The organism is Streptomyces sp. CB02414 (genome assembly GCF_001905385.1).
In the GTDB taxonomy this organism is placed as follows: Bacteria; Actinomycetota; Actinomycetes; order Streptomycetales; family Streptomycetaceae; genus Streptomyces.
In genome coordinates this window covers 190,297-214,293 of record NZ_LIPF01000002.1, presented here as the reverse complement: position 1 = coordinate 214,293, position 23,997 = coordinate 190,297, and the positions used below count along the sequence as shown (strand labels likewise).

Genomic DNA, 23,997 nt, shown 5'->3' with positions numbered 1-23,997 from the left:
AGCGCGCCCGTACTGAAGACAACCGCTGGAGACGCCCGGTGAGTTCCCCAGATCCGCAGGTTCGCGCAGCGCGAAACCAGTCAACCAGTTCCGCACGCCCCGGCGCGCGCGGACCCGTCGTCGCGGTCACCGGTGCCGCATCCGGGATCGGGGCGCTGCTCACCGAGCGGCTGGCCGCGTCCGACGAGGTCAGACAGGTCGTGGCCATCGACGAACGGCGTGGGGAGTGCGCGGCGGCGCGGTGGCAGGTCCTGGACGTGCGGGACCCGGCCATCGCCGAGAAACTGCGCGGCGCGGACGTCGTCGTCCACCTGGCCCTCGACCTCGACCTGGAGACCGACGCGGCGGCCCGGACGGCTTACAACGTCCGGGGGACGCAGACCGTCCTGACCGCCGCCGCGGCGGCCGGCGTGCACCGGGTGGTGCTCTGCACCTCGGCCATGGTCTACGGCGCCCTACCGGACAACGAGCTGCCGCTCTCCGAGGACGCCGAGCTCCGCGCCACGGCCGAGGCCACGGGCGTCGGCGACCTGCTGGAGATCGAGCGGCTCGCGCGGCGCGCGCCGCGGGCGCATCCCGGTCTCAATGTGACCGTCGTGCGGCCGGCCGTCCTGGTCGGAGGCATGGACACCGCGCTGACCAGGTACTTCGAGTCGCCCCGGCTGCTGGTCGTGGCCGGGTCGCGGCCGGCCTGGCAGTTCTGCCACGTCGACGACCTGTGCAGCGCCCTGGAGTACGCCGTTCTGGAGAAGGCCGACGGCGAGCTGGCCGTCGGGTGCGACGGCTGGCTGGAGCAGGAGGAGGTCGAGGAGCTCAGCGGCATCCGCCGGATGGAGCTGCCCTCGGCGGTCGCGCTCGGCGCGGCGGCCCGGCTCCACCGCATCGGCCTGACGCCCTCCCCGGCCGGGGACCTCGCGTACACGATGTACCCCTGGGTGGTGAGCGGCAGTCGGCTGCACGACGCGGGCTGGCGGCCGAAGTACACCAACGAGGAGGTGCTGGCGGAGCTGCTGGAAGAGGTCTCCGGGCGGCACACGGTCGCCGGGCGGCGCCTCGGGCGCAAGGACGCGACGGCCGCGGGAGCCGCCGGAGCGACGGTGGCGCTGCTGGGCGCGGCCGCGGTGGTGCGGCGGGCGCGGAAGGCCCGGCGCCGGATCTGATCGCGGTGGCCGCCGGTCCGCCCCCCACCGCCCGGGGCGGCGGCGCTGTAGGAGGCTCCAAGGCGGCACGCGCGCGTGCCGGGCGATCACGCTATTCCGCGCCGTCGTGCCGTGGGGCACGATGGGCACATGGCAACCACGAACGACCACCCCGGAGAGCTGGCCGCCCCCGACCCCGTGAAGCTGATCGGCATCCGGGAGACGCCGCTCTCCGTGGACGAGGTCTTCCGGGCCGTGGGGGACGACGCGGCCGGAGGGACCGCGCTGTTCGTGGGGACCGTGCGCAACCACGACGGCGGCACCGACGTCGACCGGCTCGGGTACTCCTGTCACCCGAGCGCCGAGGCCGAGATGCGGCGCATCGCCGAGAAGGTCGTCGCGGAGTACCCCGTTCGGGCGCTCGCGGCGGTCCACCGTGTGGGGGATCTGGAGGTCGGCGACCTGGCCGTGGTCGTCGCCGTGTCCTGCCCGCACCGGGGCGAGGCCTTCGAGGCCTGTCGCAAGCTGATCGACGACCTCAAGCACGAGGTGCCGATCTGGAAGCACCAGACGTTCTCCGACGGCACCGAGGAGTGGGTGGGCGCCTGCTGACAGCGGTGCCGGCCCCGTGGCTCCGGTTGCGTAACCCACCCCCCGGCGTGAGCGTTGTCACTGCGGATGGTTAATCTGCTGATCAGTCAGTAGCGGACGCTCACGGGGTTGGGAGGTCGGCATGGCAGCGCTTGCCTGGTTGCTGATTCCGCTTGTGGCTGCTGTCGGCGCGGGGCTGTGGGGCAGTTGGGCCAACCGGACCCGCAAGATCCGTGGCGACGGTCCAGAACTCGACGGGTACGCCCGCTTCCGCGAGGCGATGGAACGTCCCCGCACCGGAGCCTGACCGAACGCCCTGACGGTGTTCTGACAGCCGCGTCCCGTACTGTCGTGCCATGCCACGCCGTACCGCAACGATGCTCGCCTCCACCCTGATGCTGATCGCGCTCCTGTGCGCGGGTGTGTTCATCCCCGTGCCGTACTCGGAGATGTCCCCGGGGCCGACGGTGAACACGCTGGGCGATCACGACGGCGAGCCGGTGCTGCAGATCTCCGGACACAAGACCTACGAGGCGAGCGGTCATCTGAACATGACCACCGTGCGGGTCACCAGCGCCGACTACAAGATGAACCTCGTGGAGGCGGTCTACGGCTGGCTGGCCCACGACAACCGCGTGGTGCCGCACGAGACCCTCTACCCGGACGGCAAGACCGAGGAAGAAGCCACCCAGGAGAACGCCGAGGAGTTCAGCCAGTCCCAGGAAAGCGCCAAGGTCGCCGCTCTCAAGGCCCTGGACATCCCGGTGAAGTCCTGGGTGGTCGTCTCCACGGTGGTCAAGGACTCCCCGGCGCAGGGCCGGCTGCACGCCGGTGACGTGATCAAGGCCGTGGACGGCACGCCCGTCAAGAAGCCCACCGACGTGGCGGACCTGGTGACCGAGCACAAGCCCGGACAGGACGTCGTCTTCACGATCGTGCCCGCCAAGGAGCAGGCCGACGCGGAGCAGGAGGGCCGGACGCCCACCAGGACGGAGAAGGTCACGGTCACCACCGCGACCTCCGACGACGGCGGTGAGAAGCGCGCCATCGTGGGGATCTCCGCCGGGACCGACCACACGTTCCCGTTCACCATCGACATCAAGCTGGCCGACGTCGGCGGACCGAGCGCCGGCCTGATGTTCGCCCTCGGCATCTACGACAAGCTCACGCCGGGCGACCTCACCGGCGGCAAGTTCGTCGCGGGCACCGGGACGATCGACGACACCGGCGAGGTCGGCCCCATCGGCGGCATCGGGATGAAGACCATCGGCGCGCGCGACAAGGGCGCCCGGTACTTCCTGACGCCCAAGGACAACTGCGCGGCCGCCGCCGAGGACACCCCCGACGGGCTCACCCTGGTGAAGGTGGACACCATCGACGACGCCCTCGGCGCGCTGGAGGACATCCGCTCCGGGAAGACGGACGACCTGCCGACGTGCGCGAAGGGCTGACCGGACGGACGGCCCGGACGCCCGGACCTACTCCTCGAAGGTCGCCGTCAGCGCCTGGGCCAGACCCGGCACCAGGTCGGAGCCGGTGAGGACCTCCGTGGCGGAGTCCTTCTCCCGCAGCCGCAGCGCGGAGTCGCGGGCACCGTCGCGCAGCACCGCGACCGTCATGCGGACCTCCTGGCGGTCCGGGTGCTCCGCCACCCACTGCGCCAGCTTGGCCTCGTTCAGGCCCTGCGGGACCTGGGCCTCGGCGGACGGCGGCAGCATCAGGCGCTCCACGACGAGGGCGCAGCCGACCACCGCGTCCGGCCAGGCGATGGTGCCCAGGAACTCGTCGAGCGCCTGGTCCGTTGGAATCTCGTCCTGCTCGATCGGAGTCAGGCCGGAGCTCTCCGGCTCGTCCTGAAGACCGAGCCGGTCCGCGAGCGAGGGCTGATCGGCCCTCAGCCGCGCGGTGTCGACAAGTGCAAAGAGGCGTGCGGGCTGGTCCCAGCCGAGTCCGGAGACGTACTCGTCGATCTCGAGTACGGCCCGGGTGAGGGGGCTCGCTGCCATGGGGGTGTTGGACATGGTCACAATCCTGCCTCGTTACTGGCCCGAATCGGGAACCGAGTAAACGATGAGTAAGTTGCATAAGTGTGGGCCCACGATCACGGGGGCGCACGGGGGGCCCACGAACCCGAGGGCCTGACGGATCAACAGCGAACTTCGAGGTGCGCACCTTGGCTTTCCAGATGCCGGACCGCGGCGGAGGCCCCCCGACGGGGCCGCGGATCAGAGTGGGCCGCCCGTCCCGGCGCGTCCGAACCCTGCTGATGACACTTGGTGTCCTCGCCGTGCTCGGCATGGCGTTCACCATGTTCGCGGGATTCTGGACGGACTGGCTCTGGTATCGGTCGGTCCACTACTCGTCGGTCTTCACGACGACCCTGTGGACCAAGATCGGTCTCTTCTTCGTCTTCGGCCTGCTCATGGCGCTCGCCGTCGGGTTCAACATCTGGCTGGCCCACCGGCTGCGCCCGCCGCTGAGCGCCATGTCGATGGAGCAGCAGAACCTCGACCGGTACCGGATGGGCATCGCCCCGTACAAGAAGTGGCTGCTGCTCGGCATCACCGCCCTGGTCGGCCTCATCGCCGGCGCCTCCGCCTCCGGTCAGTGGCGGACCTGGCTGATGTGGGTCAACGGGGTCTCCTTCGGGCAGAAGGACCCCCAGTTCAAGCTGGACGTCTCCTTCTACGCCTTCGACCTGCCCTGGTACCGGTTCCTGCTCGGCTTCGGCTTCGCGGCCGTGATCATCTCGGTGATCGCCGCCGCGCTCACCCACTACCTGTACGGCGGGCTGCGCGTCACCAGCCCGGGCGCCCGCGCCACGGCCGCCGCCACCGGGCACCTGTCGGTACTCATCGGTGTCTTCGTCGCCCTCAAGGCGGTCGCCTACTGGCTGGACCGGTACGGGCTGGCCGTGAAGTCCAGCGACTTCAAGGCGACCGACAGCTGGACGGGCCTCAGGTACGTCGACGCCAACGCCTATCTGCCGGCCAAGACGATCCTGTTCTGCATCGCCGTCATCTGCGCGCTGCTGTTCTTCGCGACCCTGTGGCGCCGCACCTGGCAGCTGCCGGTGATCGGCTTCGGTCTGATGGTGCTCTCCGCGATCCTCATCGGCGGTCTGTACCCGGCGCTGGTCCAGAAGTTCCAGGTCCAGCCGAACGAGCAGGCCAAGGAAGCGCCGTACGTCGAGAAGAACCTGAAGGCGACCCGCGAGGCCTACGGCATCGAGGGCACCCAGGTCACCGAGTACCCGGGCGTCAGCAAGACCAAGGACCCGACCAAGCTCCGTGACGACGTGAACGACGCCGCGTCCATCCGGATCATGGACCCGAACGTCATCTCGCCGACGTTCCAGCAGCTCCAGCAGATGCGTAACTACTACGCGTTCCCGACCAACCTGGACGTCGACCGCTACTCCAAGGACGGCAAGGAACAGGACACGGTCATCGGCCTGCGCGAGCTGAACCTGGCCGGCATCCCGAAGAAGAACTGGATCAACAACCACTTCCGCTACACCCACGGCTACGGCGTGGTCGCGGCCAAGGGCACCGAGGTGGACTCCGAGGGGCGCCCGGTCTTCACCGAGTCCAACCTGCCGTCCGAGGGCGACCTCGGCACGTACGAGCAGCGGATCTACTACGGCGAGAAGACCAACACGTACTCGATCGTCGGCGGTCCCCAGAAGGAGATCGACTACTCCGACGACTCCGGAGAGAAGACCTTCAGCTACAAGGGCGACGGCGGGGTGGACCTGTCCAACCCGATCAACCGGGCGGCGTACGCCGCGGCCTTCAGTGAGCCGCAGATCCTCTACTCCGGTGCCATCGGCGAGGGTTCGCGCATCCTGTACAACCGCACGCCCAAGGAGCGCGTCGAGGCGGTCGCCCCGTGGCTGACCATCGACGGCGACGCCTACCCGGCGGTGGTGGACGGCCGTATCCAGTGGATCGTCGACGCCTACACGACGACGAACGGCTACCCGTACGCCTCCCGCACGACGCTCGGCGACACCACCGCCGACTCGCTGACCGCGGCCAACGACCAGCGGGCGGTGGTGGCCCAGCAGAACCAGGTCAACTACATCCGCAACTCGGTGAAGGCGACCGTCGACGCGTACAGCGGTGACGTCAAGCTCTACCAGTGGGACCAGAAGGACCCGGTCCTGAAGACCTGGATGAAGGCCTTCCCGGACACGGTCCAGGACAAGAGCGAGATCAGCGACGAGCTGATGGCGCACCTGCGCTACCCGCAGGACCTGTTCAAGGTCCAGCGCGAGCTGCTCACGCGCTACCACGTGAAGGACGCCAACACGTTCCTCAGCGGCAGCGAGGTGTGGCAGGTGCCCGACGACCCGACCAACAAGTCTGGTGACGCGGTGCCGCCGTACTACCTGAGCATGAAGATGCCCGACCAGGACCAGCAGGCGTTCTCGCTGACGACGACGTTCACGCCCAACGGACGCGACAACCTCAGCGCGTTCATGGCGGTCGACGCCGAGGCGGGGACGGAGGGCTACGGCAAGATCAGAATCCTGAAACTGCCGACGAGTACGACCGTCAACGGACCGAAACAGGTCCAGAGCCAGTTGAACTCGGAGCAGGACATCGCCGAGACCATCAGGCTGCTGAGAGGCGGCGACTCCGAGGTCGAGTACGGCAACCTGCTGACCGTGCCGCTCGACGGCGGACTGCTGTACGTGGAACCGGTCTACGTACGCGGTGGCGACCTCAAGTACCCGCTGCTGCGCAAGGTGCTGGTGAGCTACGGCGGCAACACCGCCTTCGAGAACACCCTCGACGAGGCCCTCAACAAGGTCTTCGGAGAGCAGGCGGCCGAGACCGATCCGCCGGCGGACGAGGGCGAAGGCACGACCGAACCGCCACCGACGTCCACCAACCCGACGGTTCGGGAAGCGCTGAGCGACGCGCAGAAGGCCTTCGACGCCGGCCAGAAGGCGCTGGAGCAGAAGGACCTCGCCGCGTACGCAGAGGCGCAGAAGGACCTGGAGGACGCGCTGAAGCGGGCCGAGAAGGCCCAGGCCCAGGCCGACCAGGGCGCCGGTGGCAAGAATGGTGACGACAAGAACGGAAACGACAAGAGCGGGGACAAGGACCAAGGAGGCGAGGCCGCTCCGAGCTCGACGCCCACCGGGGACACCGGCGGCTCAGGCTCGGACACCGGCTGACCGAGCTGCTCCCGCCGGCCGTCAGAGCTGGTCAGGGACCGTCCCGCGCCGTGATACGGTTGTGAACACAACGGCGCGGGGTGGAGCAGCTCGGTAGCTCGCTGGGCTCATAACCCAGAGGTCGCAGGTTCAAATCCTGTCCCCGCTACTGAAGTTCGTGAGCTTTTGCGAACGACCACGAAGGCCCGGATTCCTCAAGGAATCCGGGCCTTCGTGATGTGCGAACGCATGTGCCGGTGAAGCCGACGGCCGCGCCGCCAGGGGAAGTTGGGGAGATCTGTGTTTGACTTGTCTCCCTGTGGGCATGTCGACAAAACGCTGAAGTGACCTCACTGGCTGCGGTATACCGGATGTACCCAGGTTGCAGGTGGTGCGACGATGGACGTTATGGGGGACATGGCAAATCTGTTCGGGACAGGGCGTTTTGCGCAGCCGTCCGATCAGGAGGAGGCCACGGACGAGGCTCAGGAGGCCGCCGACGAGGCCGCCGAGGAAGTACGCCGACGGCTGGCCGCCGAAGCCGGTGACGTCGAGGCGATGAGCGTCCTCGGCGCGATGCTGCTGCGCCGCGGCGACTTCGACGGAGCCGAGACCCACCTGCGTGCCGCCACTGCCGCCGGTGACCGGGCCGCCGCCAACAACCTGGGTGTCCTGCTGCACCAGCGCGGATACGCCGACGAGGCCGCGGGATGGTGGCGGATCGCCGCCGTCGCCGGTTCCGCCGCGGCCGCCCACGCGCTGGGGCGCCACTTCCGGGAGCGCGGGGACGAGCCCGCCGCCGAGTACTGGCTGTGCCAGTCCGCCGAGCAGGGGCACGTTCTCGGCGCCTACGCACTCGCCGACCTGCTGGAACACCGTGGCGACGAGGCCGGCGCCGAGCGGTGGATGCGGGCCGCGGCCGAGCGCGGGCACCGGGAGGCCGCGTACCGGCTGGCCCGGACGCTGGACCGGTGCGCCGGGCGAGGGCGCGACGAAGATGACGCGGACACCGCAGGCGAGGCCGAGCAGTGGTACCGCCAGGCCGCCGCACGCGGTCACCGGCGGGCCGCGCTGCACCTCGGGACGATCCTGGAGAAGCGGGGCGAGCTCAAGGAGGCCGGCCGCTGGTACCTGACGTCCGCCAAGGACGGCGAGGCCCGCGCCGCGTGCGCCCTCGGCTTCCTGCTGCGGGACGCCGGCGACACCGAGAGCGCGGCCGTCTGGTGGCTGCGAGCCGCGCAGGACGGAGACGGCAACGCCGCCAACGCCCTGGGCGCGCTGCACGCGGAGCGCGGCGAGACCCAGACCGCCGAGCGCTGGTACCGCGCCGCGATGGACGCCGGGGACGACAACGGGGCGTACAACCTGGGGCTCCTCTGCGCCGACCAGGGCCGCACCACGCAGGCCGAGCAGTGGTACCGGCGGGCCGCGTACGCCGGGCACCGGGAGGCGTCCAACGCGCTCGCGATCCTGCTGCTGCGCGCCGGGGACGAGACGGGCGCCGAGCCGTGGTTCTCCAAGGCCGCCGAGGCGGGCAGCGTCGACGCCGCCTTCAACCTCGGCATCCTGCACGCCGGACGGGGCGAGGAGCGGGCGGCGCTGCGCTGGTACGAGCGGGCCGCCTCCGCCGGGCACACGGAGGCGGCACTGCAGGTGGGGATGGCGCGCCTGCGCGGCGGTGACGAGCGCGAGGCCGAACGGTTCCTGCGGTGTGCGGCCGGCGGCGGCAGCGCCGAGGCCGCGTACCGGCTGGCGACGGTGCTCGACGCGCGCCGGCCGCCGGCGCCCGAGCACGAGCTCGGTGAGCCGGCGCAGGAGAAGTCCGAGTGCGAGGAGTGGTACGAGCGGGCGGCCTCCCAGGGACACCGGCGGGCTCAGGTGCGGGTCGGGATGATGGCCGCGGCGCGGGGTGACGTGGTGGAGGCGGCGCGGTGGTACCGGGAGGCGGCCGAGGCCGGGTCGCGCAACGGCGCGTTCAACCTGGGGCTGCTGCTGGCCCGTGAGGGGAGCGAGCCGGAGGCCGTCGTGTGGTGGCGGCGGGCCGCCGACGCCGGGCACGGGCGGGCGGCGCTGCGGCTGGCGCTGGTGTGCGCGCGGCGGGGAGAGCTGGCGGAGGGGCAGCGGTGGGCCGACCGGGCGGTGTCGCTGGGACCGCGGGAAGTGGGGGAGCGGGCGGCTCGGCTGCGGGACGCGTTGCGGCAGGAGTTGTCGGCGTGACGCTGCGCTGGGCTGGGGCGGGTTTTCGCGGCCCGGCGTGGCGGGGTGCCGCTGCGCCCACCCGTGCCGCCCCAGCGGCACGATTGCCCGCAGCTGGGGGAGGGGGAGCGATTTGCTTCTGGTCGTGGGGTTGACGTAATGTTTTGTTCATCGCCGCGGGGTGGAGCAGCTCGGTAGCTCGCTGGGCTCATAACCCAGAGGTCGCAGGTTCAAATCCTGTCCCCGCTACTGATGGTCGAGGGCCGGAATCCGAAAGGGTTCCGGCCCTCGACGCGTTGGCGCCCATGCAGCAAGCCCCGGCGCCCATCGGGGCCGGGGCTTGTCGTGCGAGGGTTTACGCCGCCGCGCAGTTCGGGCAGGTGCCGCGGTACGTCACCTCGACGTCCGAGACGGTGAAGCCGAAGCGCTCCGAGTCCGGGAGGTCGGAGAGCGGATTCCCGGTCGGGTGCACGTCGCGGATCGCGCCGCACTGGGCGCAGACCAGGTGGTGGTGCGGCCGGTGCGCGTTCGGGTCGTACCGCTTGGCACGCTTGTCCGTCGCGACTTCCAGCACCTCGCCGAGCGTGACCAGCTCGCCCAGCGTGTTGTAGACGGTCGCCCGGGAGATCTCCGGGAGCTTGTCCACGGCGCGGGCGTGCACCTCGTCGGCCGTCAGGTGGACGTGTTCGCCGTCGAGGACCTCGGCCACGACGCGCCGCTGCGCGGTCATGCGCCAGCCGCGTCCACGCAGCCGTTCCAGTAGGTCACTCATACGCACCAGCCTAACAGCAAGGGGGACCAGGTCCCGAACGTGTGTGACTTTGGAGTCTTACTTGACTTAGACAATGTCCATTGTAGGATCGGTGACGGCATTAGCCAAGGGACAGGTTTTGCAGGATTGGCGCAGGAGGCGTACGTGACTCAGGGACCGCTTACTACGGAGGCCGGTGCTCCGGTAGCCGACAACCAGAACAGCGAGACCGCGGGCGTCGGCGGCCCCGTGCTCGTCCAGGACCAGCTGCTCCTCGAGAAGCTGGCCCACTTCAACCGTGAGCGCATCCCGGAGCGTGTCGTGCACGCCCGCGGTGCCGGTGCGTACGGCACCTTCACGGTCACCGCCGATGTCACCAAGTACACCAGGGCGAAGTTCCTGTCCGAGGTCGGCAAGGAGACGGAGACCTTCCTCCGCTTCTCGACCGTGGCCGGCAACCTGGGTGCGGCGGACGCCGTCCGCGACCCGCGCGGCTTCGCGCTGAAGTTCTACACCGAAGAGGGCAACTACGACCTCGTCGGCAACAACACCCCGGTGTTCTTCATCCGGGACGCCATCAAGTTCCCGGACTTCATCCACACCCAGAAGCGCGACCCCTACACGGGCTCGACGGAGATGGACAACGTCTGGGACTTCTGGGGCCTGTCGCCCGAGTCGACGCACCAGGTGACCTGGCTGTTCGGCGACCGCGGCATCCCGGCGTCGTACCGCCACATGGACGGCTTCGGCTCGCACACCTTCCAGTGGAACAACGAGGCCGGCGAGGCCTTCTGGGTCAAGTACCACTTCAAGACCGACCAGGGCATCAAGTGCCTCACGCAGGCCGAGGCCGACAAGCTCGCCGGTGAGGACCCCGACTCCCACCAGCGCGACCTGCGCCAGGCGATCGAGCGGGGCGAGTTCCCGTCCTGGACCGTCGGCGTGCAGATCATGCCCGTCGCCGAGGCCGCGACGTACCGCTTCAACCCGTTCGACCTGACCAAGGTGTGGCCGCACGCGGACTACCCGATCGTCTGGTTCGGCAAGCTGGAGCTCAACCGCAACCCGGAGAACATCTTCGCCGAGGTCGAGCAGTCGATCTTCTCCCCGGCGCACTTCGTGCCCGGCATCGGCCCGTCCCCGGACAAGATGCTCCAGGGCCGCCTGTTCGGCTACGGCGACGCCCACCGCTACCGCGTCGGCATCAACGCCGACCACCTGCCGGTGAACCGTCCGCACGCCACCGAGGCGCGCACCAACTCCCGTGACGGCTACCTGTACGACGGCCGGCACAAGGGTGCGAAGAACTACGAGCCGAACAGCTTCGGCGGCCCGTTCCAGACGGACAAGCCCCTGTGGCAGCCGGTCGCCGTCTCCGGCGTCACCGGCGAGACCGCGACTCCGTCGCACGCCGAGGACAACGACTTCGTCCAGGCGGGCAACCTCTACCGGCTGATGACGGACGAAGAGAAGGAGCGGCTGATCAACAACCTGGCCGGCGCCCTCTCCGGCGTCTCGCGCGACGACATCATCGAGCGCGCGGTCAACAACTTCCGTCAGGCCGACGGTGACTTCGGCAAGCGGCTGGAGGCCGCGGTCCAGGCCCTGCGCGGCTGACACAACCAGCACTGGACCGCTTGTCGTGGCGGCGGGCCGGAATCCCCGGGAACGGGGGTTCCGGCCCGCTTCGCGTTCCGGGTGCCGTGTGCGGGGAATCAGGCCGGTACTCGTTGCGTCCGCTCCCGGGCCGGGGCCCAGCAGCGGATGATGTCGCGGACCGAGACGATGCCGGCGGGCTCGCCGCGCTCCAGGACGATCAGGTGGCGGAAGCCGCCGTGCGCCATCGCCCGGGCGGCCTCCTCCACGGTCCAGGACGGTGCGGCGAACACGACGTCGGTGGTGGTGTGGGCGTGGGCGCGCTCGGTGTCGGGGTCCTGGCCGAGGCCCACGGAGATCAGGACGTCGCGTTCGGTGAGGATGCCGATGCCGCCGGCGTCGGGGTCGTGGACGACCGCCGCGCCGACGTGGCGCGCGGCCATCAGGGCGGCGGCCTGGCGGAGGGTGTGGGCTGGGCCGATGGTGAGGGCGACCGTGCTCATGGCTTCGCGGACGAGCATGGGTGGAGCCACCTCCTGCCGGTGATCCATGAGTTAGTTCATGGATTCACAAGTTCACAAGTAGGGGGACTCTCAGAGTGGCAGGTAAAGGGCGGGTCAACAAGAGGGCGGTCAGTACCGCTGGTTGAGGTAGCCGAGCAGCTCGTCGTGGAGCCGGCCGTTCGACGCGGCCGCGTTGCCGCTGTGCGGGCCGGGGCGGCCGTCCAGGCCGGTGAAGGTGCCACCGGCCTCCGTGACGATGATCGCGTTCGCGGCCATGTCCCAGAGGGAGAGCTCGGGTTCGGCGCAGATGTCGACCGAGCCCTCGGCCACCATCATGTACGGCCAGAAGTCGCCGTACGCGCGAGTGCGCCAGACCTCGCGGGTCAGATCCAGGAAGCCGTCGAGGCGGCCCTGTTCCTCCCAGCCGCTGAGCGAGGAGTACGCGAAGGAGGCGTCGGAGAGGGCCGAGACCTGGGAGACCTGGAGCCGGGAGGCCGAGGTGAGGCTGCGGCCGGTGAACGCGCCGTGGTCTTTCACCGCCCACCAGCGGCGGCCCAGGGCGGGGGCGGAGACGAGGCCGACGACGGGCTGGTAGCCGCCCTCGCCCGCTTCCGTCAGGGAGATGAGGGTGGCCCAGACGGGAACGCCGCGGACGTAGTTCTTGGTGCCGTCGATCGGATCGATGATCCAGCGGCGGGGGCCGGTGCCCTCGGTGCCGTACTCCTCGCCGAGGACGGCGTCGCGTGGGCGGGCTCGGGCGAGGTGACCGCGGATCAGTTCCTCGGCGGCCTTGTCCGCTTCACTCACCGGGGTCATGTCCGGCTTGGTCTCGACCTTGAGGTCTAGGGCCTTGAAGCGGTCCATCGTCGCGGCGTCGGCGGCGTCCGCGAGGACGTGGGCGAGGCGGAGGTCGTCGAGGTAGTCGGGCATGCGGGTCACGGTATCGGGCGGGGGTGGGGCGGGGCCACCAGGGGTTTGGCGGGCGTGGCGAGGTTGTCGTGGGTGCGGTGGCCGGCCGGCTGCGGAGGTCACCCGGCGTGGGGGTGGCTTGCGCAACCCGGCGTTACCGGGTGCCGCTGCGCCCACCCGTGCCGCCCCAGCGGGACGACTGCCCGCAGCGGCGCGGGCGCGAGGGCTCTTGACAGTGGGCGCATACCCGTCAAATCTGGGCGGCAAGTCGCTCGGCCCGAGGAGGCGATGGTGCCTGCAGCCCGGGAGTCCCTGCTCGATGCCGCTTACCTGGCCCTGGAGCGTCGGCCCTGGTCCGCCGTGCGGATGGTGGACGTGGCGGCGGCGGCCGGGGTGTCCCGGCAGACGCTCTACAACGAGTTCGGGAGCAAGGAGGGCCTCGCCCGGGCGCTCGTCCGCAGGGAGGCGGACGGGTACCTGGCCGGCGTGGAGCGCGCGCTCGCCGGCGCCCGCCGTGACCGGCTCACCGCGACCGCCGAGTGGACCGTCTCCGTCGCCCGTGACAACGCCCTGGTCCGGGCGATGCTCACCGGATGCTGGAGCGAGCGCCTGCCCGCCCCGCCCCTGACGGCGGTGTCGTCCTCGTCCGTCGTGCCGGCCCAGCGCCGGGCCGACGGCCCGCTGCCCTCGCCCCGCGACTTCGTCGCCCTGGTCCGCGACCGTGCCGTCGCCGCCCTGAACGGCGACCCGTCACCGGACACCGGTGACCTGGCCCGCTCCTGCGAACTGGCCGTACGCCTCGCGCTGTCCTGCGTCGCGGCCCCGCCCGGCGAGGGTGGCGTGGCGGAACTCGTACGCACCGTCCTGCCGCGCCGGTCGGCGTCCTGACGCCGGCGCCGGGTGGTCAGTGTGCCGAGCCCGACAACTGCAGCCCGATCACGCCGATGATGACCAGGCTGATCGAGACGATCTTCAGCGTGGAGACCAGGTCGCCGAGGAAGACCATGCCGTAGATGGCGGTGCCCGCCGCACCGATGCCGGTCCACACCGCGTACGCCGGACCGACGTCGAGCTTCTTCAGCGACATCGTCAGCAGGCCGAAGCTGCCCAGCGCGAACACGCAGAAGGCGACGGTCGGCCAGAGGCGGGTGAAGCCGTGCGACAGCTTCAGGCAGACGGCGAATCCGGTTTCGAGCACCCCGGCCACTATGACCAGCAGCCACGCCATGTCATGTCCTCCCGTAGTCCCGTCGTACCGTGACCGCTGCGTCCGGTTTTGCTCAGGCTTGGATCCGGCTTGGTGCGATTATGCCCTTACCGGTCCCCACGCACGGCAAACAACGCGAAGGTCAGCACGGCGAACAACGCGAACGTCAGTCGCCTTCCTTCCGCTCCCGGGTGGAGAGCAGTCGGCGCAGCGAGTACAGCCGCGCCGGGTCGGCGTGCCCCTCGGCGACCCACGCGTCCAGCGCGCAGTCGGGCTCGTCGTGGCTGCACGCACGCGGACAGCCCTCGGTGCCGGGCACCAGGTCGGGGAAGGCGTTGATCACCCGCGACGGGTCGATGTGCGCGAGCCCGAACGACCGTACGCCCGGGGTGTCCACGACCCAGCCGCCCGCCTCGGAGGACAGGGGGAGGGCGAGGGCCGAGGTCGTCGTGTGCCGGCCGCGGCCCGTCACCGCGTTGACGTGGCCCGTCACGCGACGGCGGTCCTCGGGCACCAGCGTGTTCACCAGGGTCGTCTTGCCGACGCCGGAGTGGCCGACGAACGCCGTGATCCTGCCGTCCAGGTGTTCTCGTACGAGGTCGGCCGCCGCGCCGTTCTCCAGCTCCTCGCGGCTGGTGACGACGTACGGGATGTCCAACGCGCCGTACAGCTCCAGCAGTTCGTCGGGCGGGGCGAGGTCCGACTTGGTCATCACCAGCAGCGGGGTGAGGCCGCCGTCGAACGCCGCGACCAGGCAGCGGTCGATGAGGCGGGGGCGCGGCTCCGGGTCGGCGAGGGCCGTGACGATGGCGAGCTGGTCGGCGTTGGCGACGACGACGCGCTCGTACGGGTCGTCGTCGTCCGCCGTGCGGCGCAGGACGGAGGTGCGTTCCTCGATGCGGACGATGCGCGCGAGGGTGTCCTTCTTGCCGGTGAGGTCGCCGACCAGCGCCACCCGGTCGCCGACGATCGCCGCCTTGCGGCCCAGTTCCCGGGCCTTCATCGCCATGACGACCCGGTCCTCGACGAGGCAGGTCAGCCGGCCGCGGTCCACGGTGAGGACGAGCCCCTCGGCGGCGTCCTCGTGCTTGGGGCGGGTGTGGGTGCGCGGACGGTTGCCCTTGCGGTTGGGGCGCGAGCGGATGTCGTCCTCGTCGGTGTGCTTGCCGTAGCGGCGCATGGCGATCCGTCCCTACGCCCCGAGCATCCCGGTCCACAGGTCGGGGAATTCGGGCAGCGTCTTGGCCGTCGTCGCCACGTTCTCGATCTCCACACCCTCGACCGCGAGGCCGATGATCGCGCCCGCGGTGGCCATGCGGTGGTCCTCGTACGTGTGGAAGACGCCGCCGTGCAGGCGGCGCGGGCGGATGTGCAGGCCGTCGGCGGTCTCGGTGACGTCACCGCCGAGTTCGTTGATCTCCTTGGTGAGCGCGGCCAGGCGGTCCGTCTCGTGCAGGCGCAGGTGCGCCACCCCGCGCAGGGTGGAGGGCGAGTCCGCGAGGGCGGCGACGGCGGCGATGCCCGGGGTCAGCTCGCCGACCTCGCCGAGGTCCACGTCGATGCCGTGCACGGCACCCGAGCCGGTGAAGACGAGACCGTAGTCCGTCAGTTCGCAGGCACCGCCCATCTCGGTGAAGATCTCACGGAGCCGGTCGCCGGGCTGGGTGGTGCGGGACGGCCAGTCGGGGATCACGACCCGGCCGCCGGTCACCAGTGCCGCCGCCAGGAACGGCTGGGCGTTGGACAGGTCCGGCTCGATCGTCAGGTCCCGGCCGAGCAGCGCGCCCGGCGTGACCCGCCAGACGTTCGGCTCGCCGCCGGACTCCGGGGTGTCGACCTGGGCGCCGACCGCGCGCAGCATGTCGACGGTCATACGGATGTGCGGCATCGACGGCAGGGCCGAGCCGGTGTGGCGGACCTCGACGCCCTGGTTGAAGCGCGGGCCGGACAGCAGCAGGGCGCTGACGAACTGCGAGGACGACGAGGCGTCGATCTCGACCGGCCCGCCCTCCAGGGCGCCGCCGCCGTGCACGGTCATCGGGAGCGCGCCGCGCGCGTCGTCGTCGATGCGGGCGCCCAGGGCGCGCAACGCGTCGATCACGCCGTGCAGGGGACGCTCGTACGAACGCGGGTCGCCGTCGAAGCGGATGGCTCCGTCGGCGAGCGCGGCGACCGGCGGCAGGAAGCGCATGACCGTGCCGGCGTTGCCCACGTCGACCGTGGCCGGGCCGCGCAGGCCCGCCGGGATGACCCGCCAGAACTCGCCGGTGCCGTCCGGACCGACGCCCTCCTCGATCTCGACGCCCATCGCGCGCAGCGCCTCGGCCATCAGCACGGTGTCGCGGGAGCGCAGCGGGCGGCGCAGCCAGCCGGGCTCGGAGGCGAGGGCGGCCAGCACCAGGGCGCGGTTGGTGACCGACTTGGATCCGGGCACGTGGACGGTCGCGTCGACGGCTCCGCTCGCGTGCGGGGCGGGCCAGAGGGCGGTGTGCGCGGGGTTCACGGTCATGGGCCCCACTTTAATGGCTGAACGCGACCGGAGATCTTGATCAAAAGCGTCGAAACCGGACCGAAATCGCGACAGTGCACTTGCCGTGCATATATGCGCCGACCACGGCGCCCGCAGGAGGGTGCCCGGGCGTCACAGCTCCAGCAGCCAGCGGCCCCCGCCGATCAGCGAGCACAGCGACACCGCGTGGAACAGGAGGAACCACACCCCCGCCGGCGCGTGCGTAAGCCGCGCCAGCTGGTCCGCGTCCGAGTCACCGGCCCCGCCCCGCGCCCGCTTGGCCTGCAGCTCGAAGGCCGGCCGCACCCCGCCCAGCAGCAGGAACCACACCACCGCGTACGCGAACGCCGCCTGCACCTGCGGACCCGCCAGCCACGACACCAGGACGAACGTGCCGCCGGTCAGCACCACCGTCAGCACCCCGTACGCGTTGCGGACCATCACCAGCAGCGCGACGAGCAGCGCCGTCGCCAGCCACAGCAGCAGCGTGATGCGCCCCGCCCCCAGCAGCGCGGCCCCGCCGAGACCCAGCAGCGGGGGAGCGGTGTAGCCGGCCACCGCGGTGAGGATCATCCCGAGCCCGTGCGGCTTGCCGCGGCTGACGGTGAGGCCGCTGGTGTCGGAGTGCAGCGTGATGCCGGTGAGCGTGCGCCCGGTCAGCAGCGCCACCAGCCCGTGGCCGCCCTCGTGGGCGATGGTGACGGCGTTGCGCGCTATCCGCCACAGCCCGTGCGGCACGACGACTACGAGCGCGGCGACCAGGGTGGCGATCACCACCCAGAGGTCGGGATCGGGCTGGGTACCGGAGACCTCGTCCCAGAGGGAGGCGAGCGAGGCCGTTGCGAGGTGGTCCATTTCGGGCGAGGGCTCCTCGTGAGAACGCGGGGTCTGGCAGTGTGGCACGTATGTGCGGACGGTATGCGGCGAGTCGTCGACCCGAGGATCTCGCGGGAATCTTCGAGATCGAGAAGTGGGAGCCCGAGGAGACCTTGGAGCCCGACTACAACGTGGCCCCCACCAAGGAGGTCTACGCCGTCCTGGACCGTCCCCTGAAAGACGTCGAGGACCCGAAGCCGGTTCGCCAGCTGCGGAAGCTGAAGTGGGGCCTGGTCCCCTCCTGGTCCAAGACGCCCGAGGGCGGCGCCCGGATGATCAACGCCCGCGCGGAGACCGTCCACGAGAAGCCCTCCTTCCGACGCGCCTTCAGCACCCGGCGCTGCATCCTCCCCGCCGACGGCTACTACGAGTGGGTCACCGGCCGGCAGGAGCGCGACCTGGAGGTGGAGGGCCGCAAGAAGCGCCCGCGCAAGCAGCCCTACTTCGTGACCCCGGCCGACGGGACGGTCTTCGCGATGGCCGGTCTGTACGAGTTCTGGCGGGACAGGACCCTGCCGGACGACCACCCGCAGGCCTGGTGGGTGACCTGCTCGGTGATCACCACGGAGGCCGAGACCACGCCGCTCGCCGTCGCCCCCGCCGACGGTCCGCACGCCCTCGCCGACATCCACCCCCGGATGCCGCTGATGCTCACGCCGGACCGCTGGGACGACTGGCTCGACCCGGCGCGCACCGACCCCGACGAGCTGACCTCCTTCCTCACGCCCCCGCCCGCCGGACTGATGCGGGCGTTCCCCGTCTCCACGGCCGTGAGCAACGTCCGCAACAACGGGCCGGAGCTGCTGAAGGAGCTGGAGGGCCCCGAAGAGGGCACACTCTTCTGACGTGACGGATGCGACAGAGGTAGTGACAGAGGCGGTCGAGACGGACGCGGGCCCCGCTCGCATCACCTGGCACCACGCCCGGAAACCCCGCCTCGTCCTCGCCGCGAGCCACGGCGCCGGCGGCGGCGTCGAGGCGCGCGACCTGCGGGCACTGGCGGCCGCGCTGCCCGCGCACGGCGGGACCGTCGCCCTCGTCGAGCAGCCCTGGCGGGTGGCGGGGAAGAAGCTGGCGCCCGCGCCCAAGACCCTGGACACCGGCTGGCGCGGGATCTGGCCCGCGCTCCAGGCGCCCGGCCTGCCGGTGATCGCCGGCGGCCGCAGCGCCGGCGCCCGCGTCGCCTGCCGCACCGCCGCCGAACTGGGCGCCCATGCCGTGCTCGCCCTCAGCTTCCCGCTGCACCCGCCGGGCAAGCCCGAGAAGTCCCGCGCGGACGAACTGCTCGGCGCGGGTGCCCCCACCCTCGTCGTACAGGGCGGCAACGATCCCTTCGGCAGACCGGAGGAATTCCCCGGGGCACCTGAGAGGACCTACGACCTGATCGAGATCCCGTACGGCGACCACGGCTTCGCCGTCCCCAAGCGGGCGGAGATCACGCAGGAGCGGGCCCTGGAACTGATCACCGAGGGTGTCGCGAAGTGGGTCGGCTCACTCGGGTGAACGCCCGGGAATGACCGGCGGGCGCCCGCTGTTGTGGCGGACATACGTTGCTGAGAATCAGCACCGACGCCGTAGGAGAGGAAGTCCGCCGCATGGGTTCGACCTTCTGCCCGAGTCGTAGCAGCCGATCCGACCTGGACTGGACGGTGCTGCACGCGGCGAAGACCGCCCCTATTCGGGCGGCGGGCGGACCGGATCGTCGTCTATCCTCCGATTCGAGTGGGGCCGGTCTCGGTCTCGCGACATCTTTGGAGGAGGTGGGTCCGGTCACTGGGACCGACGCAGGGACCGAACACGGCCAGGCGGAGCAGCCCGAGGGCCGGGGAACGGGCGCGGAGTCGACCGCGGAGCGCAGCGCGCGCTTCGAGCGGGACGCGCTCGAGTTCCTCGACCAGATGTACTCGGCCGCGCTGCGCATGACACGTAATCCGGCCGACGCCGAGGACCTGGTGCAGGAGACCTACGCCAAGGCGTACGCGTCCTTCCACCAGTTCCGCGAGGGAACCAACCTCAAGGCGTGGCTGTACCGCATCCTCACCAACACCTTCATCAACTCGTACCGCAAGAAGCAGCGCGAACCCCAGCGCAGCGCGGCCGAGGAGATCGAGGACTGGCAGCTCGCGCGCGCCGAGTCGCACATGTCGACGGGTCTGCGCTCCGCGGAGTCCCAGGCGCTCGACCACCTGCCCGACTCGGACGTCAAGGAAGCCCTCCAGGCCATCCCCGAGGAGTTCCGTATCGCCGTCTACCTGGCGGACGTCGAGGGGTTTGCCTACAAGGAGATCGCCGACATCATGGGGACACCCATCGGTACGGTGATGTCCCGGCTGCACCGTGGACGCCGTCAGCTGCGCGGCATGCTGGAGGACTACGCCCGCGACCGCGGTCTGGTCCCGGCCGGCGCCGGCAAGTCGAACGAAGCGAAAGGCTCGGGGTCATGAGCTGCGGAGAGCCGCACGAGACGGATTGCAGCGAAATCCTCGATCATCTCTACGAGTTCCTCGACCAGGAGATGCCGGACTCGGACTGCGTGAAGTTCGAGCACCACTTCGAGGAGTGCTCGCCCTGCCTGGAGAAGTACGGGCTGGAGCAGGCCGTGAAGAAGCTGGTCAAGCGGTGCTGCGGACAGGACGACGTGCCGGGTGACCTGCGTTCCAAGGTCATGGGCCGGATCGACCTGATCCGCTCCGGGCAGTCCGTGCCCGAGCACGACGTGACGGCCTCGCCGCCGGCTCCGCAGGAGTCCTGAACCGTCACCCGTACGTGCTAATCCGCGGGTTATCTGCCCGCGCCCTCCCGCCACCGCCCTAGGCTCCGGAGCCTGACTGGCATGGCCGGGGGAGAGGCTCATGGACGCGGTACCGGTGCGGGCGCGTGCGTACGTCGCCGGTGTCGTCCTCGCCGCGCTGGTCAGTCTGTGCGCGCTGCCCCGGACGCACACGCCGTGGTGGGCCGTGCTCCTGCTCGCCGGGCTGTACGCGGGCTCGGAGCTCGTCGCCCGGTCCCGTTTCGTCGGGACCTGCTACCCCGTGCTGCTCGCCGGGGCGTTCCTGCTGCCGCCGCCGGCCGCCGCGCTCGTGGCACTGCCCGGGGCGCTGCTGTCCCCGGTGGCGCAGCGGCCCTTCGTGCTCCGGCGGATCTGGCGGGCCGCGCAGCTGACGCTCGCCGTCTGGGCCGCCGCCCGGGTGCACTGGGAGTGCGGCGGCCGGGACGCGGTCGTCGCCCCCGACTTCCCCTACGCGCTCGTCCCGGCCGGGGCCGCGGTACTGGCGTTCTGCCTGGTGCTGACCGTGCTGGACGGCGGCATCCTGTTCCTCGCCGACCGGGTGCCCGCGCGGCGGGCCTGGCGGGGGCTGTTCTCCCGTTCGCTCGGGCCGATCGCCGTGCACGGGCTCGCCGGGCTCATGATGGCCGTCCTGTGGCGCAGCCCCTACGGCCCCGTCGCCGCGCTGCTCGTGCTGCTGCCGATGTGCGTGGCGTGGTGGGCGTTCGCCCAGTACCACCGGGAACGGGCCGCGCACCAGGCGACCATCCGCGCCCTCGTGCAGGCCGTCGACATCAAGGACGGCTACACGCGCGGGCACAGCGAGCGCGTCGGCCAGGCCTCGATGATGATCGCCCGCGAACTGGGCATGGACGACGACCGCGTCGAGACGCTCCGCTTCGCCGGCATCCTGCACGACGTGGGCAAGCTCGGGGTGCCCACCCGGCTGCTGCGCAAGGACGGGCCGCTGACGCCCGAGGAGCGCCGCGTGATCGAACTGCATCCCGAGTACGGGCACGAGATAGTGCGCGGCATCCGCTTCCTGGGGGAGGCCAGGGCCGCCGTCCTCCACCACCACGAACGGCTGGACGGCAGCGGCTACCCCTACGGACTGGCCGGCGACCGCATCCCCGAATCGGCCCGGGTGGTGGCCGTCGCCGACGCCTTCGACGCGATGACGTCCACGCGTTCCTACAGCAGGGCCCGGCCCGTCACGGTGGCCGTGGCGGAGCTCCAGCGGTGCGCCGGGGCACAGTTCGACCCGCGCATGGTCGGGGCGCTGGTCCGGGCCCTGGGCCGGCACGGCTGGCGTCCGGCGGTGACGTCCGACGGCGGGCCCCCGCTCCGTGCCGGGGTGCCCGCGGGCCGTACCGGTGAGGCGCGGGACGGCGTGGGCAAGGGGGCGTCGTGACGCCGGACCGACGGCGGTGTCCGGCGCCGCTCCTCCTGATACCCGCCGGCGCGGGGCTCCTCGCGCTCGGCTGCCTCGGCTCCGTGCTCTGGTCGGGGCTCGCGCAGCGGCCCGTCGCCCTCGCCTTCGCCGCCCTGGTCGCCCTCGGCGAACTCACCCGGCGCACCGGTGCCGACACCCGGGAGGCCGCGCCCCTGGCGGCCGCCGGCGCGCTGGCGTACGCGCTGCTCGGGCACGTCGCCGGGACGCCCGCCGACCACGGCGTCGCCCAGACCGTCACGGTCGTGCTCGCCGCCTCGCTGCTCGGCAGCGTGCCGCACATCGCGCGCGGCGGCGGACCCGTGCTCGACCACCTGGCGCGGCGCGTACTCACCGCCGCCTTCGCCGCCGTGTGCTTCCAGCCGCTGTCCACCCAGGGCGTCTCCCGCGACTGGGGCGGCCCCGCCCAGGCGCTGCTGCTGATCGCGCTGCTCGTCCTGACCGCGCTGTGCGACGCCCTGCTCGCCGCGGCATCCGCGCACGCCCGCACCGGCTGGCCCTTCGGCCCGCTGCTGCGCGAGGAGCTGCGCGGCATGCTCGGCATCACCTCCGCGGTGTGCGCCACGGGCGCGGTGATGGCGCTGGCGGTGGCCGTCGCCGGGCTGTGGGCGCTGCCCGTCTTCAGCGTGCCGCTGCTGCTCACTCAGCTGTCCTACCGGCGCTACGCGGCCGTCCGCGCCACCTACCGGCAGACCATCGCCTCCCTGGCCCGCGCCACCGAGATCGCCGGATACACCCCGGCCGGGCACGCCCGCCGCGTCGCCGAACTCAGCAGCGCCGTGGGACGGGAACTGGGGCTGTCCGGCACCGGGCTGACCGTCCTCGAGTATGCGGCCCTCATGCACGACATCGGCCAGCTGAGCCTGGTCGACCCGGTCCCGGCGGGAGCCACCGCCGCCCTGCCCGTCACCGAGCAGCGGCGGATCGCGCTGCTCGGCGGGGCCGTCGTCCGCCAGACCGGCGTCGACGCGGCGGTCGCGGTGGTGGTGGAGCGGCAGGCCGACCCGTGCCGGGAGCAGCCGGTCGCCGCGCGCATCGTGCGGGCCGTCAACGCCTACGAGGAGAAGGCCCGGGGCGCGGGTCCCGGCGGCGGCCTCACGGCGCTGGAGGAGCTGCGGCTGGCCCCCGCGGACGACTACGCTCCCGACGTCGTGGAAGCACTGGCCCGAGTGCTGTCACGAGGCTGCCTTAGCGTGCCCGCGGCTGGGTAACCCATGGGTAATGAGCGACCTCGTGGCCGTACGTGGTTGGATGCGAAGGAGAAGGTGTCCGGGGGCGCGGAAAGGCACAGCCAGCCCACTGAACGGAACTGGCAGGCGGGAATCGTGAGGATCTTCGGCAAGGGACGGCACCGGCCCTCCGCCTCCTGGCGGCAGGCCACCGACCGCGCGTTCACGCTGATCGGCGACGGTCGCTACGAGGACGCGGGCGCACTGCTGACGCGCGCCGCCGACCTGGAACCGTGGCTGTCGGAGTCGTGGTTCAACCTCGCGCTGCTGCACAAGTTCCGGCACGACTGGGAGCAGGCGAGAGCGGCGGGCCTGCGGGCCGTGGCGCTGCTCGACCGGGACACCGGTGCGCCCGACTGGTGGAACGTGGGCATCGCCGCGACCGCCCTCCAGGACTGGCCGCTGGCCCGCCGCGCCTGGCAGGCCTACGGACTGCGCACCCCGGGGGCCGCCACCGATGCCGGGGAGCCGCTCGGCATGGACCTCGGCAGCGCGGCCGTACGGCTGTCCCCGGAAGGGGAGGCCGAGGTCGTGTGGGGGCGGCGGCTGGACCCCGCCCGTATGGAGGTGCTGTCCATTCCGCTGCCGTCCTCCGGGCGCCGCTGGGGCGAGGTCGTCCTGCACGACGGCGTGCCGCACGGGGAGCGGACCACCACCGCCGGGCACTCCTTCCCCGTCTTCGACGAGATCGAGCTGTGGGCGCCCTCGCCCGTGCCCACCTGGGTGGTCCTCCTGGAGGCCGCCACCGAGTCCGACCGGGACGCCCTGGAGCAGCTCGCCGCCGACGCCGGGTTCGCCGCCGAGGACTGGTCGTCGTCCGTGCGGCTGCTGTGCCGGATGTGCTCGGAGTCCCGGATGCCCTCCGACGAGGGCGACGGCGAGCACCTCGACCCGCACGACCACAGCGAGCCCGGTCATCCGGGGCCGCTCGGCCACCGCACCGACGGGCAGCTGTGGGTGCCGGAGCGGGAGTGCGGGGTGGCCGCGCCGGCGGGTCTGGTGAAGGGGTTGCTGGACGGGTGGGTGGCCGACAGCCCGGATTCGCGTGACTGGCGGGACCTGGAAGAGGTCTGCTGAGCGGCCCCGTAGTCTTTACCAGGAGGCTCC

At 71.4% G+C, this 23,997-nt stretch carries 23 protein-coding genes and 2 tRNA genes; 17 read left to right on the top strand and 8 right to left on the bottom strand.

Annotated features, from left to right (window positions below; genetic code table 11):
* Positions 1 to 38 precede the first annotated feature (38 nt).
* The 4 genes from AMK11_RS07125 (at position 39) to AMK11_RS07115 (ending at position 3,181) form a co-directional block, all read left to right on the top strand.
* Entirely contained in the window at positions 39 to 1,160 is a 1,122-nt protein-coding gene (locus AMK11_RS07125) for an SDR family oxidoreductase (protein ID WP_073724366.1), read from the top strand.
* 129 nt (positions 1,161 to 1,289) lie between these two features.
* The gene (locus AMK11_RS07120; RefSeq protein WP_043380156.1) at positions 1,290 to 1,751 is read left to right on the top strand and encodes a molybdenum cofactor biosynthesis protein MoaE; all 462 of its coding nucleotides are present in this window, start codon (positions 1,290 to 1,292) and stop codon (positions 1,749 to 1,751) included.
* 121 nt (positions 1,752 to 1,872) lie between these two features.
* On the top strand, positions 1,873 to 2,037 hold the full coding sequence (locus AMK11_RS38100) for a hypothetical protein (protein WP_198941314.1): 165 nt from the start codon (positions 1,873 to 1,875) through the stop codon (positions 2,035 to 2,037).
* A gap of 49 nt (positions 2,038 to 2,086) precedes the next feature.
* Positions 2,087 to 3,181 (top strand): YlbL family protein, encoded by a 1,095-nt coding sequence (locus AMK11_RS07115; RefSeq protein ID WP_073724364.1) that lies wholly within the window; start codon positions 2,087 to 2,089, stop codon positions 3,179 to 3,181.
* 27 nt (positions 3,182 to 3,208) lie between these two features.
* Here the strand turns inward: AMK11_RS07115 and AMK11_RS07110 are convergent, their stop codons facing one another.
* Positions 3,209 to 3,751, bottom strand: a complete 543-nt coding sequence (locus AMK11_RS07110; protein ID WP_073725643.1) for a PPA1309 family protein — start codon at positions 3,749 to 3,751, stop codon at positions 3,209 to 3,211.
* 164 nt (positions 3,752 to 3,915) lie between these two features.
* Between AMK11_RS07110 and AMK11_RS07105 the strand changes: the two genes are divergently transcribed.
* From AMK11_RS07105 to AMK11_RS07090, 4 genes are all read left to right on the top strand, one after another.
* The gene (locus tag AMK11_RS07105) at positions 3,916 to 6,918 is read left to right on the top strand and encodes a UPF0182 family membrane protein (protein WP_073724362.1); all 3,003 of its coding nucleotides are present in this window, start codon (positions 3,916 to 3,918) and stop codon (positions 6,916 to 6,918) included.
* A gap of 74 nt (positions 6,919 to 6,992) precedes the next feature.
* Positions 6,993 to 7,066, top strand: a tRNA-Met gene (locus tag AMK11_RS07100).
* A gap of 239 nt (positions 7,067 to 7,305) precedes the next feature.
* Positions 7,306 to 9,114 (top strand): tetratricopeptide repeat protein, encoded by a 1,809-nt coding sequence (locus AMK11_RS07095; RefSeq protein WP_073724361.1) that lies wholly within the window; start codon positions 7,306 to 7,308, stop codon positions 9,112 to 9,114.
* 154 nt (positions 9,115 to 9,268) lie between these two features.
* Positions 9,269 to 9,342: transfer RNA gene (locus AMK11_RS07090), tRNA-Met, on the top strand.
* A gap of 106 nt (positions 9,343 to 9,448) precedes the next feature.
* Here AMK11_RS07090 and AMK11_RS07085 read toward each other — a convergent pair.
* On the bottom strand, positions 9,449 to 9,865 hold the full coding sequence (locus tag AMK11_RS07085; protein WP_073724359.1) for a Fur family transcriptional regulator: 417 nt from the start codon (positions 9,863 to 9,865) through the stop codon (positions 9,449 to 9,451).
* A 144-nt stretch (positions 9,866 to 10,009) separates the two neighbouring features.
* Between AMK11_RS07085 and AMK11_RS07080 the strand changes: the two genes are divergently transcribed.
* Positions 10,010 to 11,461 carry a catalase gene (locus AMK11_RS07080; protein WP_073724357.1) on the top strand — a complete coding sequence of 484 codons (1,452 nt, stop codon included), beginning with the start codon at positions 10,010 to 10,012 and terminating at the stop codon, positions 11,459 to 11,461.
* A 98-nt stretch (positions 11,462 to 11,559) separates the two neighbouring features.
* Here AMK11_RS07080 and AMK11_RS07075 read toward each other — a convergent pair whose 3' ends face one another.
* Complete coding sequence (locus AMK11_RS07075; RefSeq protein WP_073724355.1) at positions 11,560 to 11,961, bottom strand: CBS domain-containing protein; 402 nt, start codon at positions 11,959 to 11,961, stop codon at positions 11,560 to 11,562.
* A gap of 111 nt (positions 11,962 to 12,072) precedes the next feature.
* Positions 12,073 to 12,873: a histidinol-phosphatase gene (gene hisN, locus AMK11_RS07070; protein ID WP_073724353.1), complete on the bottom strand. Its 801-nt coding sequence runs from the start codon at positions 12,871 to 12,873 to the stop codon at positions 12,073 to 12,075.
* 267 nt (positions 12,874 to 13,140) lie between these two features.
* On the opposite strand from hisN, the gene AMK11_RS07060 reads away from it, so the two are divergent.
* On the top strand, positions 13,141 to 13,740 hold the full coding sequence (locus tag AMK11_RS07060; RefSeq protein ID WP_198941312.1) for a TetR/AcrR family transcriptional regulator: 600 nt from the start codon (positions 13,141 to 13,143) through the stop codon (positions 13,738 to 13,740).
* 16 nt (positions 13,741 to 13,756) lie between these two features.
* On the opposite strand, the gene AMK11_RS07055 is transcribed toward AMK11_RS07060, so the two are convergent.
* The 4 genes from AMK11_RS07055 to AMK11_RS07040 all read right to left on the bottom strand — a co-directional run bounded on the left by AMK11_RS07055 (position 13,757) and on the right by AMK11_RS07040 (position 17,423).
* Complete coding sequence (locus AMK11_RS07055) at positions 13,757 to 14,080, bottom strand: DMT family transporter (RefSeq protein WP_055417941.1); 324 nt, start codon at positions 14,078 to 14,080, stop codon at positions 13,757 to 13,759.
* A gap of 145 nt (positions 14,081 to 14,225) precedes the next feature.
* Positions 14,226 to 15,239 (bottom strand): ribosome small subunit-dependent GTPase A, encoded by a 1,014-nt coding sequence (gene rsgA / locus AMK11_RS07050; protein ID WP_073724349.1) that lies wholly within the window; start codon positions 15,237 to 15,239, stop codon positions 14,226 to 14,228.
* Positions 15,240 to 15,251: 12 nt separating this feature from the next.
* Positions 15,252 to 16,568, bottom strand: coding sequence for a 3-phosphoshikimate 1-carboxyvinyltransferase (gene aroA / locus AMK11_RS07045; RefSeq protein WP_073724347.1), 1,317 nt, complete (start codon positions 16,566 to 16,568; stop codon positions 15,252 to 15,254).
* 132 nt (positions 16,569 to 16,700) lie between these two features.
* Entirely contained in the window at positions 16,701 to 17,423 is a 723-nt protein-coding gene (locus tag AMK11_RS07040) for a M50 family metallopeptidase (RefSeq protein ID WP_073724345.1), read from the bottom strand.
* A 50-nt stretch (positions 17,424 to 17,473) separates the two neighbouring features.
* Between AMK11_RS07040 and AMK11_RS07035 the strand changes: the two genes are divergently transcribed.
* The 7 genes from AMK11_RS07035 to AMK11_RS07005 all read left to right on the top strand — a co-directional run bounded on the left by AMK11_RS07035 (position 17,474) and on the right by AMK11_RS07005 (position 23,967).
* Positions 17,474 to 18,289, top strand: a complete 816-nt coding sequence (locus AMK11_RS07035; protein WP_073724343.1) for an SOS response-associated peptidase — start codon at positions 17,474 to 17,476, stop codon at positions 18,287 to 18,289.
* Positions 18,290 to 18,311: 22 nt separating this feature from the next.
* Positions 18,312 to 18,947, top strand: coding sequence for an alpha/beta hydrolase family protein (locus tag AMK11_RS07030; protein ID WP_079187291.1), 636 nt, complete (start codon positions 18,312 to 18,314; stop codon positions 18,945 to 18,947).
* A 257-nt stretch (positions 18,948 to 19,204) separates the two neighbouring features.
* Entirely contained in the window at positions 19,205 to 19,888 is a 684-nt protein-coding gene (gene sigR, locus AMK11_RS07025; RefSeq protein WP_019326972.1) for an RNA polymerase sigma factor SigR, read from the top strand.
* On the top strand, positions 19,885 to 20,196 hold the full coding sequence (gene rsrA, locus AMK11_RS07020; RefSeq protein WP_073724337.1) for a mycothiol system anti-sigma-R factor: 312 nt from the start codon (positions 19,885 to 19,887) through the stop codon (positions 20,194 to 20,196). Before sigR ends, rsrA begins: the two co-directional genes overlap by 4 nt.
* Positions 20,197 to 20,296: 100 nt before the next feature.
* Positions 20,297 to 21,622, top strand: a complete 1,326-nt coding sequence (locus AMK11_RS07015) for an HD-GYP domain-containing protein (protein ID WP_073724335.1) — start codon at positions 20,297 to 20,299, stop codon at positions 21,620 to 21,622.
* The gene (locus AMK11_RS07010) at positions 21,619 to 22,872 is read left to right on the top strand and encodes a metal-dependent phosphohydrolase (RefSeq protein ID WP_073724333.1); all 1,254 of its coding nucleotides are present in this window, start codon (positions 21,619 to 21,621) and stop codon (positions 22,870 to 22,872) included. The genes AMK11_RS07015 and AMK11_RS07010 overlap by 4 nt, the downstream gene beginning before the upstream one ends.
* A 114-nt stretch (positions 22,873 to 22,986) precedes the next feature.
* Positions 22,987 to 23,967 carry a tetratricopeptide repeat protein gene (locus tag AMK11_RS07005; RefSeq protein ID WP_073724331.1) on the top strand — a complete coding sequence of 327 codons (981 nt, stop codon included), beginning with the start codon at positions 22,987 to 22,989 and terminating at the stop codon, positions 23,965 to 23,967.
* Positions 23,968 to 23,997 lie beyond the last annotated feature (30 nt).

What these genes read in the sequence shown, in the direction of transcription:
- AMK11_RS07120 (WP_043380156.1), top strand. Translation starts at nt 1,290, where the DNA reads ATGGCAACCACGAACGACCACCCCGGAGAGCTGGCCGCCCCCGACCCC.
- AMK11_RS38100 (WP_198941314.1), top strand. Translation starts at nt 1,873, where the DNA reads ATGGCAGCGCTTGCCTGGTTGCTGATTCCGCTTGTGGCTGCTGTCGGC.
- AMK11_RS07115 (WP_073724364.1), top strand. Translation starts at nt 2,087, where the DNA reads ATGCCACGCCGTACCGCAACGATGCTCGCCTCCACCCTGATGCTGATC.
- AMK11_RS07110 (WP_073725643.1), bottom strand. Translation starts at nt 3,751, where the DNA reads ATGTCCAACACCCCCATGGCAGCGAGCCCCCTCACCCGGGCCGTACTC.
- AMK11_RS07105 (WP_073724362.1), top strand. Translation starts at nt 3,916, where the DNA reads ATGCCGGACCGCGGCGGAGGCCCCCCGACGGGGCCGCGGATCAGAGTG.
- AMK11_RS07095 (WP_073724361.1), top strand. Translation starts at nt 7,306, where the DNA reads ATGGGGGACATGGCAAATCTGTTCGGGACAGGGCGTTTTGCGCAGCCG.
- AMK11_RS07085 (WP_073724359.1), bottom strand. Translation starts at nt 9,865, where the DNA reads ATGAGTGACCTACTGGAACGGCTGCGTGGACGCGGCTGGCGCATGACC.
- AMK11_RS07075 (WP_073724355.1), bottom strand. Translation starts at nt 11,961, where the DNA reads ATGCTCGTCCGCGAAGCCATGAGCACGGTCGCCCTCACCATCGGCCCA.
- hisN (WP_073724353.1), bottom strand. Translation starts at nt 12,873, where the DNA reads ATGCCCGACTACCTCGACGACCTCCGCCTCGCCCACGTCCTCGCGGAC.
- AMK11_RS07060 (WP_198941312.1), top strand. Translation starts at nt 13,141, where the DNA reads ATGGTGCCTGCAGCCCGGGAGTCCCTGCTCGATGCCGCTTACCTGGCC.
- AMK11_RS07055 (WP_055417941.1), bottom strand. Translation starts at nt 14,080, where the DNA reads ATGGCGTGGCTGCTGGTCATAGTGGCCGGGGTGCTCGAAACCGGATTC.
- rsgA (WP_073724349.1), bottom strand. Translation starts at nt 15,239, where the DNA reads ATGCGCCGCTACGGCAAGCACACCGACGAGGACGACATCCGCTCGCGC.
- aroA (WP_073724347.1), bottom strand. Translation starts at nt 16,568, where the DNA reads ATGACCGTGAACCCCGCGCACACCGCCCTCTGGCCCGCCCCGCACGCG.
- AMK11_RS07040 (WP_073724345.1), bottom strand. Translation starts at nt 17,423, where the DNA reads ATGGACCACCTCGCAACGGCCTCGCTCGCCTCCCTCTGGGACGAGGTC.
- AMK11_RS07035 (WP_073724343.1), top strand. Translation starts at nt 17,474, where the DNA reads ATGTGCGGACGGTATGCGGCGAGTCGTCGACCCGAGGATCTCGCGGGA.
- rsrA (WP_073724337.1), top strand. Translation starts at nt 19,885, where the DNA reads ATGAGCTGCGGAGAGCCGCACGAGACGGATTGCAGCGAAATCCTCGAT.
- AMK11_RS07015 (WP_073724335.1), top strand. Translation starts at nt 20,297, where the DNA reads ATGGACGCGGTACCGGTGCGGGCGCGTGCGTACGTCGCCGGTGTCGTC.